Source organism: Mycobacterium sp. BK086 (genome assembly GCA_004362315.1).
Taxonomy (GTDB): domain Bacteria; phylum Actinomycetota; class Actinomycetes; order Mycobacteriales; family Mycobacteriaceae; genus Mycobacterium.
In genome coordinates this window covers 628,824-640,756 of record SNWL01000003.1, presented here as the reverse complement: position 1 = coordinate 640,756, position 11,933 = coordinate 628,824, and the positions used below count along the sequence as shown (strand labels likewise).

The 11,933-nt window shown below is 67.4% G+C and carries 14 protein-coding genes; 5 read left to right on the top strand and 9 right to left on the bottom strand.

Annotation, left to right across the window (positions count from 1 at the left end; all coding sequences use genetic code 11):
* Positions 1–2: 2 nt before the first annotated feature.
* Positions 3–674: a transcriptional repressor LexA gene (gene lexA / locus EV580_RS03095; protein WP_133689667.1), complete on the bottom strand. Its 672-nt coding sequence runs from the start codon at positions 672–674 to the stop codon at positions 3–5.
* Positions 675–907: 233 nt separating this feature from the next.
* Here lexA and EV580_RS03090 point away from each other — a divergent pair, with 233 nt between their 5' ends.
* Together EV580_RS03090 and nrdR are read left to right on the top strand one after the other, a co-directional pair.
* Positions 908–1,402, top strand: coding sequence for a LysM peptidoglycan-binding domain-containing protein (locus tag EV580_RS03090; RefSeq protein WP_133689666.1), 495 nt, complete (start codon positions 908–910; stop codon positions 1,400–1,402).
* A 93-nt stretch (positions 1,403–1,495) separates the two neighbouring features.
* Positions 1,496–1,960, top strand: a complete 465-nt coding sequence (gene nrdR, locus EV580_RS03085; RefSeq protein WP_133689665.1) for a transcriptional regulator NrdR — start codon at positions 1,496–1,498, stop codon at positions 1,958–1,960.
* Between the two features lie 4 nt (positions 1,961–1,964).
* Here the strand turns inward: nrdR and EV580_RS03080 are convergent, their stop codons facing one another.
* Genes EV580_RS03080 through EV580_RS03070 form a run of 3 tightly spaced genes read right to left on the bottom strand, consistent with a single transcriptional unit; the run spans position 1,965 to position 4,715 of the window.
* Entirely contained in the window at positions 1,965–2,651 is a 687-nt protein-coding gene (locus tag EV580_RS03080; RefSeq protein WP_133689664.1) for a PhzF family phenazine biosynthesis protein, read from the bottom strand.
* A 34-nt stretch (positions 2,652–2,685) separates the two neighbouring features.
* Positions 2,686–3,708: an alpha/beta fold hydrolase gene (locus EV580_RS03075; protein WP_133689663.1), complete on the bottom strand. Its 1,023-nt coding sequence runs from the start codon at positions 3,706–3,708 to the stop codon at positions 2,686–2,688.
* 32 nt (positions 3,709–3,740) lie between these two features.
* Entirely contained in the window at positions 3,741–4,715 is a 975-nt protein-coding gene (locus EV580_RS03070) for a proteasome assembly chaperone family protein (RefSeq protein ID WP_133689662.1), read from the bottom strand.
* 155 nt (positions 4,716–4,870) lie between these two features.
* Here EV580_RS03070 and EV580_RS03065 point away from each other — a divergent pair, with 155 nt between their 5' ends.
* Positions 4,871–5,656, top strand: a complete 786-nt coding sequence (locus tag EV580_RS03065) for a trypsin-like serine peptidase (RefSeq protein WP_133689661.1) — start codon at positions 4,871–4,873, stop codon at positions 5,654–5,656.
* Between the two features lies 1 nt (position 5,657).
* Here the strand turns inward: EV580_RS03065 and sthA are convergent, their stop codons facing one another.
* Complete coding sequence (gene sthA / locus EV580_RS03060) at positions 5,658–7,070, bottom strand: Si-specific NAD(P)(+) transhydrogenase (protein WP_133689660.1); 1,413 nt, start codon at positions 7,068–7,070, stop codon at positions 5,658–5,660.
* Between the two features lie 178 nt (positions 7,071–7,248).
* Between sthA and EV580_RS03055 the strand changes: the two genes are divergently transcribed.
* Positions 7,249–8,307: a DUF4192 domain-containing protein gene (locus EV580_RS03055; protein ID WP_133689659.1), complete on the top strand. Its 1,059-nt coding sequence runs from the start codon at positions 7,249–7,251 to the stop codon at positions 8,305–8,307.
* On the opposite strand, the gene EV580_RS03050 is transcribed toward EV580_RS03055, so the two are convergent.
* From EV580_RS03050 to EV580_RS03040, 3 genes are all read right to left on the bottom strand, one after another.
* A complete protein-coding gene (locus tag EV580_RS03050) occupies positions 8,304–8,993 on the bottom strand; it encodes an iron-dependent transcriptional repressor DtxR (RefSeq protein WP_133689658.1) in 690 nt (229 codons plus the stop codon). The two genes, EV580_RS03055 and EV580_RS03050, sit on opposite strands and share 4 nt — an antisense overlap.
* Positions 8,994–9,115: 122 nt before the next feature.
* The gene (locus EV580_RS03045; RefSeq protein ID WP_255497103.1) at positions 9,116–10,105 is read right to left on the bottom strand and encodes a sigma-70 family RNA polymerase sigma factor; all 990 of its coding nucleotides are present in this window, start codon (positions 10,103–10,105) and stop codon (positions 9,116–9,118) included.
* Positions 10,106–10,222: 117 nt separating this feature from the next.
* Positions 10,223–10,636 (bottom strand): DUF3099 domain-containing protein, encoded by a 414-nt coding sequence (locus EV580_RS03040; RefSeq protein WP_133689656.1) that lies wholly within the window; start codon positions 10,634–10,636, stop codon positions 10,223–10,225.
* 59 nt (positions 10,637–10,695) lie between these two features.
* Between EV580_RS03040 and EV580_RS03035 the strand changes: the two genes are divergently transcribed.
* Entirely contained in the window at positions 10,696–10,935 is a 240-nt protein-coding gene (locus EV580_RS03035) for a DUF3039 domain-containing protein (RefSeq protein ID WP_133689655.1), read from the top strand.
* Here the strand turns inward: EV580_RS03035 and EV580_RS03030 are convergent.
* Positions 10,922–11,905 carry a YihY/virulence factor BrkB family protein gene (locus EV580_RS03030; protein WP_133689654.1) on the bottom strand — a complete coding sequence of 328 codons (984 nt, stop codon included), beginning with the start codon at positions 11,903–11,905 and terminating at the stop codon, positions 10,922–10,924. The genes EV580_RS03035 and EV580_RS03030 overlap by 14 nt on opposite strands.
* Positions 11,906–11,933: the final 28 nt, after the last annotated feature.

Here is an 11,933-nt window from a genome sequence, read left to right as displayed (position 1 = left end):
CGCTAGATCTTGCGGATGACGGTGACGACCTTGCCGAGGATGGCGGCGTCGTTACCGGGAATCGGGTCGAATGCCGGGTTGTGCGGCATCAGCCAGACCTGACCACTGGTGCGCTTGAACGTCTTCACGGTGGCCTCGCCGTCGATCATCGCCGCGACGATGTCGCCGTTGTCGGCCACGTTCTGCTGGCGGACCACGACCCAGTCGCCGTCGCAGATCGCGGCGTCGACCATCGATTCACCGACGACCTTGAGCAGGAACAGCGAGCCCTCGCCGACCAGTTCGCGCGGCAGCGGGAACACGTCCTCGACGGCCTCCTCGGCCAGGATCGGGCCGCCGGCGGCGATGCGCCCCAGCACCGGCACGAACGTGGGTTCGGGAAGCGCGTCGGAACCGGCGACCTCGGTACGGACGGCCGTCACGCTGTCGTCGGCGCCGCGGACGTCCACGGCGCGCGGGCGGTTGGCGTCGCGGCGCAGGTAGCCCTTGCGCTCCAGAGTGCGCAGCTGATGCGCCACCGATGATGTCGAGGTGAGGCCGACGGCGTCGCCGATCTCGCGGATGCTCGGGGGATAGCCGCGGCTGGTGACCGAGGCCCGGATCACTTCGAGAATGGTTCGCTGCCGCTCGGTCAGCCCGGAGTCGGCACCTGATGTCTCACTGCGGTCGCTCATGGGCCCGAATGTAGTCGCGGGCCTCCAGATAATCAAACACTTGTTCGACGGCGGCGTGTCGCGCCGGCGGGGGTCGAGCGGGTGACCTGGCGAATTACTCGGAATCAAAACTTGTCGGTGGCCGGATTTATTCTTCAGACACGCTCGCTCACATGTTCGGTTTTCGAACGGATGATCGAGTACAGTTCGAACACAAGAGCGAACAGTGGGCGTCTTGAAGGAAGGAAACAGACGTGACAGTCATCGACGATCGACAGGTTTTCCCCTCGGTTCCGGTGCGACCGATCCGCCGTCCGGCGGCGGTCAAGCCCGTCGCGCCCGCTCGGCGCCGCCCGGCGGGGCCCCGTGCCCACCGGCCGTATCCGGCCCGCCCGGCCATCGCGCCGATCCAGTACCGCGGTACCGGCGTCGCCTTCTCGCGGGCCCCGCACACCCGCCGGCCGGTCAGCACCGCCGTGACCATCGCCCTGGCCGGGGTGGCCGCACTCATCACTCTCTGGCTGGGCCTGGTGGGCCATGTCAGCGGCAGTTCGGCTGCGGCACCCGAGCAGATGCCCGATCAGCTGGCTGTCGTACAGGTCCAGGCGGGGGAGACGCTGCAACAGCTGGCCGGCCGGGTGGCGCCCGACGCGCCCGCCGGTCAGGTCATGCAGCGCATTCGCGACCTCAACAAGCTCGATTCGGCCGCGCTGGACGCCGGTCAGACCCTCATCGCACCCATCGGCTGACCAGCATTCCAGGACGTGGCCGCTCGACGGATGGCCCAGGTAGGCTCTGGGTGGCTCGAAGCATCGAGCTGCGGCGGAGTCGAAGGAGCGGTCATGCATTGTCCGTTCTGCCGCCATCCCGACTCGCGCGTCGTCGACTCCCGCGAGGCCGACGAAGGCCAGGCCATCCGCCGGCGCCGATCCTGCCCGGAATGCGGACGGCGGTTCACCACCGTGGAGACCGCAGTCCTGGCCGTCGTCAAGCGCAGCGGCGTCACCGAGCCGTTCAGCCGCGAGAAGGTCATGCGTGGCGTACGACGGGCCTGTCAGGGCCGTGACGTCGATGATGACGCGCTCAATCTGCTCGCCCAGCAGGTCGAGGACACCGTGCGGGCCGCCGGCTCACCCGAGATCCCCAGCCACGAGGTCGGCTTGGCCATCCTCGGCCCCCTGCGCGAGCTCGACGAGGTCGCGTACCTGCGATTTGCCTCGGTGTACCGCTCGTTCAGCTCGGCCGAGGACTTCGAGCGCGAGATCGAGGCGCTGCGCGCCCACCGCGCCGTCGGCACCTCCGGCTGAATCGTCAATCCACTTGGCGCGTGCCGTCGTTGACCACGCGGCCCGCGACCAGCACCCAACCTTCGGAATTCCACGTCGTATAGATCTGCGAGCCCTTGCCCTGGGTGATCGTCAGGTCGCGGCTCAGGTAGTCGGTGATCCGCGCCGCGGCGGATCCGGTCGCCTCGTCCTCGACGACGCCCAGGTCGGTGGCGAACATGCGCGAGCGGATGTGCCCGCTATCGCGATCCAGCCACGTCCACAGGTAATGCTCCGCATCGTCGGGGTAGTCGTCGGGCTCGGTGGCCAGCAGTTCGTCCACTGAATTCAGCTCGTGCAGAGCGAACTCCGGTGACCACTCCGCGCGCGCCCTCACCACGGTGAGCGCGTCGTCATAGGTGATCTGGACGATGCCTGCCGGTACCTGCAGGGTGCGGATCGGGGTGCCGCGTTCGGCCAGCCACCACGCCGCGCCCACCGTCGGATGCCCGGCGAAGGGCAGCTCGGTGGCCGGGGTGAAGATGCGGGCGTGCGCGGTCGTCGACCCGTTGTTGGGCAGGTCGATGAATATCGTTTCGCTGTAACCCAATTCGGTAGCGATCCGCTGCCGCTCGGCGGCGGGCACGGTGGCCGCATCGACCACGCCGAGCGGGTTGCCGAACTGGCCATCGGAATCGGTGAACACCCGCAACACAGTCACGTCGACGGTCATATTCCGACTCTACGACGGCGCGCCGGGCTCGCGGTCAGGTAGCGCTGCGCTCGTCGGTGCCCATGGCATCGAGGACCGCCACCCGGGTGTCGAGGGTGCCGGTGACCGAACCCTCGGAGAGCCCGGTGCGCAACAGTTCGCGCAGCATGTCCTGGTCGTACTGTGCGGGTTCGGTGGAATCGATGAACCGCTCGACCACCTCCACGAAGCGGTCGGGATCATCGTGGAACGGGAAATGCCCGGAGCGGCCGAAGATCTCCAACCGCGACCCGGGCATTGCCGAATGTGCCATCCGAGCGTGGCTGACCGGGATCATCGCGTCCTGGTCGCCCCAAATAAGTTGTACGGGAACGGATTCCGTTAAATAACATCGGTCGAGCATGGTCACCACCTGCCCACGCCAATCCACCACCGAGCGCAACGTGCGGGTGAACGCCGACGACGCGGTCGGCTCGGGCAGATCGGTCAGGATTCGCAGCGCATCAGGGAGGTCGCGGCCCAACCCCGTCGAGCCGAACAGGGAACCCAGCGCGCGTCCTGCGACTTGCAGGGCAGGCAGCACCAGCGGCAGCCGTAACAGCGCCAGGGCTTCGCCGCCCAGCGGTAGCGAGGCGGCCCGCAGCGCGACGTTGACGTCCTTGGTGACCCCGCCGGCGCCGACCAGAATCAGCCGCTCGACCAATTGCGGGTACTGGTAGACGAATTGCATCGCCACCCCGCCGCCGAGCGAATGCCCGACGACGGTGACCTTGTCGACCTCGAGCACGCTGAGCAGATCACGCATGCCGTTGGCGTAGGCGGCCACCGAATAGTCGGCCCGCGGTTTGTCGGACTGGCCGTGGCCCAACAGATCCGGGGCGATGACGGTGAAGCGCTGAGCCAGCTTGCTGTGCACCGAATGCCACGTCGTCGAGTTGTCACCGATCCCATGGATCAGCAGCAGCGTCGGGCCCGATCCCGCCACCCGGAACGCTCGCCGGTAGCCATGAATGGTCCGGAAGTGCAGTGTGGGCGTCACTTCCCGTACGGGTTGCAGATTGGGCTTTCGCTGCGTCATAGGCAACCCCGTCGTCGGTGCGGTGGACTTGCTCAGGTATCCCCGTTGTCGGTGAAACCGTCCTTGAAGTCCTCGGCGTGCTGGGCCAGGAACCGCTCGAATTCCGCACCCAATTCGTCGCCGCTGGGCAGATCCTCGTCGCGGGCCAGAAGCGACCGGTTATCTTGAGCGGCAACGAAAGCATCGTACTGGCGCTCCAGAGCGGTCACCACTTGAGCGACCTCCGGCGACGCCTCTACCTGCTCGTCGATCTTGGTGCGGATACCCGCGCCGGCGTCGGTCAGTGCCCGCAACGGCACCTGTAGCGAAGTCAGCTTGGCCACCTGCTCCAGCAGTGCCTCGGCGGCTGCCGGGTAGTCGGTCTGGGCCAGATAGTGCGGCACATGGACGGTGAACCCGACGACTTCGTGGCCATGCTGAGCCATCCGGTATTCCAGCAGGTTGGACACGCTGCCGGGCACCTGCACCTCACCCACCCACGGGGTGAAATCGGTGATCAGCTCGCGATTGTTGGAGTGCGCGGTCAGCGTCACCGGGCGGGTGTGGGGGACCGCCATCGGGATGGTGCCCAGGCCGATCGTCTGGCGTACCCCGAGCCGCTCGGCCAGCAGCCGCACCGCGGTGACGAACCGCTCCCACTTGAGGTCGGGCTCCAGGCCGGCGAGCAGCAGAAAAGGCGTGCCGAGGCTGTCGCGCAGGGCATACAGGTTCAGCTGCGGATCGTCGTAGTCGGTGAAGTGGTCGGTCTTGAACGTCATCAGCGGCCGTCGGGACCGGTAATCCAGCAGGTCGTCGATCGCGAACGACGCGACCAGCTCGGTGTCGAGCTTGCTGCGCAGGTGTTCGGCGGCCAGGCGGATGGCGTGGCCGGCATCGGAGAACCCTTCGAGAGCATGGATCATCACCGGTCCACGCCCGTCCGGCGCGGACAATTGGGGCGCCGGAAACTCCAGTTCGTACATTCCGGTCTGCTCGGGTTGGTACTGCTGTCCTTGCTCGTCAGTCATCGTCTCCGCCTCCTTCGCGGTGCCCGGGCATGGTGTCATGCCCTTGTACCGGGACACCCAGTGTCTCTTAGATTCGGGCCTGCGCTGGCAAGAGTGCCTGTGTTGCACAACGCAGACTCGGCGCGCACCGTTCCCCATCAGGCATGATCGAGCAGATGCGGAGGGTTGCGGCGGCATTGAACCTGGCGGTGACCACGGTTCTCGCGGCCGGCTGCCACTCGTCGGCCGAACCGCCGGCCAAGGCCGCCGAGCCTGCAAGCGGACACTCCCGGACCGCCAGCGCCCAACCGGTCGCGCCCCAACCGGAGGTCGGGGCCTTGTTCCTGGGCGGCACCGACGCGCACACCTGCACCGCGTCCGTCGTCCACTCCAGCACCGGGGATCTGATCCTGACCGCGGCGCACTGCCTGGCCGACGGGATGCCCGCGACCTTCGTGCCGGGGTTCAACGAGAAGGCCGCACCCGACGACGTGTGGACCGTCGGCGCGGTCTACCTCGACCCGCGCTGGGTCGGCTCCCAGGACCCCAAGGCGGACTACGCGTTCGCGCGGGTCAGCCGGGCGACTGGCGGGGCCGTCGAATCGGTTGCCGGCCGGGCGTTGACGCTCGGGGTGGCGCCCGGGCAGCCGGGTGCGGTGACGGTGGTCGGGTACCCCGAGGGCGTCGGCGGTCCACCGCTCGGCTGCGACACGACGGCCGCGACTGACGCCGACGGATACCCCGCGGTGCGCTGTGGCGGACTGGTCGACGGCACCAGCGGCGGGCCCTGGATCACGGGTGCGACGGTCGTCGGCGTGATCGGCGGGCGCAACGGTGGCGGCTGCCAGGACGACGTGTCCTACTCGTCGCCGTTCGATGCGGCGACGGCCGCACTGCTGACGCGCGCCGAGGCGGGCGGTCCCGGCGATCCCGCGCCGGCATCATTCGACAGCGAGTGCTGAATCAGCTGCGGAACTGGTTGAGCGCACGCAGCTTGTTCATCACGTCCAGCGCGGCGACCTTGTAGGCCTCGGAGAACGTCGGGTAGTTGAAGACGGCGTCGACGAGGTATTCGACGGTCCCGCCACACCCCATCACGGCCTGGCCGATATGCACGAGCTCGGTGGCGGCGGTGCCGAAGATGTGGACGCCCAACAACTTCAGGTCCTCGGTGGACACCAGCAGCTTCAACATGCCGTACGAGTCGCCGGCGATCTGGCCGCGGGCCAGCTCGCGGTAGCGCGACACCCCGACCTCATAGGGAATCGAGTCCTTGGTGAGCTCCACCTCGGTGGCGCCGACGTAGGACACCTCGGGGATCGAGTAGATCCCGATCGGCTGTTGCATGGTCATGCCGGCCGTCGGCTCGCCGAACGCGTGGTAGGCGGCCAGCCGGCCCTGCTCCATCGACGTTGCGGCCAGGGCGGGGAAGCCGATGACGTCGCCCACCGCGTAGATGTGGTCGACCTTGGTCTGGAATGTCTTCTCGTCGACGAAGATTCGGCCGCGGTTATCGGCTTCCAGGCCGGCGTTCTCCAGATCGAGATGGTCGGTCTGACCCTGCCTGCCTGCCGAGTACATGACGGTCTCGGCCGGGATCTGCTTGCCGCTGGCCAGGGTGGTGACGGTGCCGGCCGCGCCGACGTCGACGGCGGTCACCTCCTCGCCGAAGCGGAACGTCACGGCCAGATCGCGCAGGTGGAACCGCAGCGCCTCGACGATCTCCGGGTCGCAGAAGTCGAGCATCGTGTCACGCTTCTCGACGACGGTGACCTTGGTGCCCAAGGCGGCGAACATCGAGGCGTACTCGATACCGATGACGCCGGCGCCGACCACCACCATCGAACCCGGGATGGATTTCAGGTCGAGGATGCCGTCGGAGTCCAGCACCCGGTTCTCGTCGAATTCGACACCGGCCGGCCGGGCCGGCTTGGTGCCGGTGGCGACGATGACGTAGCGGCCGCTGATCGTGAAGTGCTCGGCTCGGCTCGGGTCCTCGATCTCGACGGTGTGCTCGTCGACGAACCGCCCACGGCCGATGTAGAGCTCGATCCCGTTGCGCATCAACTGATTTCGGATGACGTCGACTTCTTTGCCGATCACGTGCTGGGTGCGGGCGAGTAGATCGGCGGGGGTGATCTTGTCCTTGACCCGGTAGCTGGCTCCGTAGAGTTCGCGCTGGCTCATCCCGGTCAGGTAGAGGACGGCCTCGCGCAGTGTCTTGGACGGGATGGTGCCCGTCTGGACGCAGACGCCGCCCATCATGTGGCCCCGCTCGACGACCGCTACCGACTTGCCCAGCTTGGCCGCGGCGATGGCGGCCTTCTGGCCGCCGGGTCCTGATCCGATGACGACGAGGTCGTATTCCACACCCATGAGGACAAGGTGTACGCCGGTTTGCCGAATCTCGCATGCCGACCATGTCAATACGACATGAACATTCGCTGTGACGCCCGTCGCCGCTGATCCCCAGTCCCGACTTCATCCACAGGGCCCGGCTCCCCGGCGTGCGCGCGGCACGGTCTCGACGGTGCCGATTGACAGCGTCACCGCCATGACCACACACGAACCCGACCACCGCTTCACCCGCCCCGGCGCGCTGATCGCCGCCCTGCCCGCCGTTCTCGGCTTCGTGCCGGAGCGCTCGCTCGTGCTGGTGTCCCTCGAGCACGGCGAGATGGGCGCCGTGATGCGTCTGGACCTGCCCAAGGCGTTGGACGGTGATCTCACGCATCTGGCCGAGCTCGCCTCCGCCTCGGGTGCGGACACGGTGGTGGCGGTGATCGTGGACGCCGAAGGCGCCGGATGCCCGATGTGCAACCAGGACTACCGGGAGCTGTGCGACGAGCTGACGGCAGCGCTCGTGGCGCAGGACATGGAGCTCTATGCGGGTCATGTCGTCGACCGGATCGAGGCCGGCGGGCGCTGGCATTGTGTCGACGGGTGCGGGGCAACCGGCGCGGTGGAGGATCCGATGGCCTCGCCACTGGCGGCTGCGGCCGTGCTCGACGGGCGCCGGCTGTATCGGCGCCGGTCCGACCTGCAAGCGGTGATCGCGGTGGCGGACGAAGCACGCAGCGAGGCGCTGGTTTCAGTCATCTCCGAGCGCGGTGAGGTGCGGGAGGCGCAGTGGCGCACCGATCCCGACGGGTGCGGCCGACGTGATGTCGAGGCGGCGATGGCGTTCGGTGCCCGGGTGGGCGACGGCGGGGAACTGGACGAGGACGAGTTGGCGGGGCTGGCCTGCGCGCTGACCGATGTGGCCGTCCGCGACACGCTGTACGCGCTGGCCGTCGGCGCCGACGCTGCGCGGGCCGAGGCGTTGTGGGCGCTGCTGGCGCGCACCCTTCCTGAGCCGTGGCGGGCCGAAGCGCTTGTGCTGCTGGCCTTTTCGGCCTATGCGCGGGGCGATGGGCCGCTGGCCGGTCTGTCGCTGGACGCGGCACTGCGCTGTGATCCCGAGCATCGGATGGCCGGCATGCTCGACAGTGCGCTGCAGTCCGGTATGCGACCCGAACAGATTCGCGAGCTGGCCCGCACGGGCTACCAGTTGGCGAAGCGGCTCGGGGTGCGGCTTCCGCCGCGGCGGTCGTACGGCCGCCGTGCGGTTTAGACCTTCTCCACCTTGACGGCGTGGGCCATCTCGTGGGGGAGCTGCACGTTCTCGTGCCCGCCGATCACGATCGTCACGCTGCCGGCCGGGCTGTTCTCGACCTGCACACGGGCATTGGGCACCACGCCGGCGTCCTTGAGCTGGCCGATCAGTTCGACGTCACCCTGGACGTGTTCGGTCAGCTGGCGGACGACCACCGCGACCGGTGTGCCCGGGGGCAGCTCGGTCAGCCGCACCAGGTGGGCGTCCTCGTGTTGGCCCATGTCCAGTCCCAGCAGGGACAGGCCCGGAATCGGGTTACCGAAGGGGGACACCGTGGGGTCGTCGAGAACCTGCACCAGGCGGCGCTCGACGTCCTCGCTCATCACGTGCTCCCACTTGCAGGCCTCGGCGTGCACCTCTTCCCACGGCAGGCCGATGACGTCCACGAGCAGGCGCTCGGCGAGCCGGTGCTTGCGCATCACCGAAACCGCCAGCCCACGACCCTTATCGGTCAGTTCGAGGTGCCGGTCACCGGCCACGTGCAGCAAGCCGTCGCGCTCCATGCGCGCCACCGTCTGGCTGACCGTCGGACCGCTTTGATCCAGCCGTTCCGCAATGCGTGCGCGCAGCGGGATCACGCCCTCTTCTTCGAGGTCGTAAATCGTGCGGAGATACATTTCGGTGGTATCGACCAGGTCGTTCATGGGGCACCCTTCGTCGGTCCCGAGTCTACTTGGCTAGCTGGGGAAATGGTTGTGCAACACCACCGCCCACAGCAGCGTGCCCGCCGGCATCGCCGACGGGCACGCTAAGGGGGTTGCTTGATTTAGCTGGCGTAGGACCGCAGCCGGTCGGCCCGGTCGCCGTTGCGCAGCTTGGACATCACTTCGCGCTCGATCTGGCGGACGCGTTCCCTGGACAGGCCGAACAGCTTGCCGATCTGGTCGAGGGTGCGGGGCTGGCCGTCGTCGAGGCCGAACCGCAGCCGGATCACTTGCTGCTCACGCTCATCGAGCGTGGCCAGCACGTGTCGGATGTCGGTGTGCAGCAGCTCGGCGATGACGGCGTTCTCCGCAGACATGGCCTCGGAATCCTCGATGAAGTCGCCCAGGGGGGCTTCCTCGTCACTGCCGACCGGCATGTCCAGGCTCACCGGGTCGCGGCTGTGCTCGAGCAGGTCGTTGATCTTCTCGACCGGGATGCCCGACTCTTCGGCCAGTTCGTCGTCAGTGGCTTCGCGGCCCAGGCTCTGGTGCATCTCACGCTTGATCCGCGCCAGCTTGTTTACCTGCTCCACCAGGTGGACAGGCAGCCGGATGGTGCGGCTCTGGTCGGCCATGCCGCGGGTGATGGCCTGACGGATCCACCACGTGGCGTAGGTCGAGAACTTGAAACCCTTGGTGTAGTCGAACTTCTCCATCGCCCGGATCAGGCCCAGGTTGCCCTCCTGGATGAGATCGAGCAGCGGCATACCGCGCCCGGTGTAGCGCTTGGCCAGCGAGACCACCAGGCGCAGGTTCGCCTCGAGCAGGTGGCTGCGGGCGGCCTGGCCGTCGCGGACCACGATCGCGAGGTCGCGCTTGCGGTTGTCGGACAGGCGCTTGCGGGTCTCCAGCAGATGTGCGGCGAACAAGCCGGCCTCGATGCGCTTGGCCAGCTCTACCTCGTCCTCTGCGGTGAGCAGAGCGGTCTTGCCGATGCCGTTCAGATACACGCGCACCAGGTCCGCGGCTGGACTCTGGGCGTCCAGGTCGCTATCAAACCGGCTGGTGGTGGCATTTGCCATGGTGGCCTCCTGATCGGCTGCAACTGTCAAACGGTCCAACGTTCGATCAGAGCAAAGAGTTCCCGCGGGGTCGCCTTCTCACACCCTCTGAAGTGCAGGAATGCGACGGAGCCCTGAGAATGTCCTGAGAAACGACCGCGCAGGCGGTCAGTGGGAACCGCGGTCGGCGCCACCGGCCGGATGCGGTTGCGCCGCGGGGATCCCGGTTTCCAGCGCGCGATGTTCGGCGCGCGGGAACAGCTGATTGCGCCGAGGGGTGTCATTGAAGCGACGCGGTTCCTCGGCTTTGCGCGGCGGGCGATCGTTGGCGATCAGGACCGCGATCCAGGGCAGCGGCAGTGACACGGCGATGATCGCCAGTGAGATCAGTCCGTTGTGCCACAACCCGTAGGCCACGGCCGCCAGGATCAGCGCGGGGATGCGAAAGGACATGATGGTCAAGTACTTCCGCACGCGCTGGCGGTGCTGCTCCTCATAGGGGGTCGACGCGGCGGTGATGAGCACGGGGCGACCTTCGTCGTCGAAACCCAGCTCGCGCTTCATACATCTACTGTTCCACATTCGGCGCTCGATATGCAGGCCGGTTTCGCCCGGCTGCCCGACCGGGCACAATGTCTTCTATGCAGACCCAGACGATCGAGCGCACCGACACCGACGAACGCGCCGACGACGGCACCGATGACGATGCGCCGAAGGTCTTCCACTACGTCAAGAAGGACAAGATCGCCGAGAGTGCGGTCATGGGCACCCACGTCGTCGCGCTGTGCGGCGAGGTGTTTCCGGTGACCCGCGCGGCCAAGCCGGGCTCTCCGGTCTGCCCGGACTGCAAGCGCGTCTACGAGGGCCTCAAGAAGGGCTGACCGGCGCCTGCTCGTCGGGCTGGGGCACCGTTTCGTCCTCGACGTCCTTGTCGCCCAAGGACTTCGCCTTGTGCCGCAACCACCGTCGCACGTGCTCGGCGTGCGGAGTCGGGGCCGGCCACTCCTCTTCGATCGCGGCATTGAGCTCGGCGCCGATCATGATCGCGAAGCCGAGGAAGAACGCGAACAGCAGGAACGCGATCGGCGTCGCCAGCGCGCCGTACGTGTAACCGGTGCTGGTGATCCAGGTCAGGTAGAACCGCAGGCCGGACGTGGCGACCGCGAACACCGTCGTCGCGAGGAGCGCGCCCCACACCAGGCGATGCGTGGGCAGCGGCTTGGGCAGCGACACCCGGTAGAGGATCGTCACCGCCAGCACCAGGGCCAGCGCCAGGGTGGGGTAGTAGCCGTACTGCAGGACGTTGTCCCAGCTGTCCGGCAGGTACGACGAGATCTTGCGGGGACCCAGCGCCACGAACGGCGCCGCGGCGATCACGAACACCAGCATCACCACGTAGAGCCCCAGCGCGAAGAATCGCTGCCGCACCGGATGGCGCAGCGGTGTCTGGTCGTGGGCCTCGACCACCGAGTCGACGAACGCCGAAATGGCCGACGAGCCGGCCCACAGGCTGATCACGAAGCCCAGCGAGACCACCTCGCCGCGCGCGCCCTGCACGATGTCGTGGACGGTCGGCTCGATGATCTCGTTGACGACGTTCTTCGAGAAGAAGCTGTTGGCGAAGTTGATCAGCTGGTTCTCGATGGTGGGCAGCGTGTCCGGGCCGAACAGCGGAGCGATGTAGGCGAGGCTGCCCAGCATCCCCAGCAGCAACGGGGGAAGCGACAGCACCGACCAGAAACCCGCCTGGGCCGACTCGGAGAAAATCGAGTCGTCCCAACTCTTGGACAATGTCCGTTTGGAGATCCGCCATATGTGATGGCGAGACGGCTTGGCGGCTTGGTCAGTCATGACCAGTCCAGCATTCCTGACGACAGCG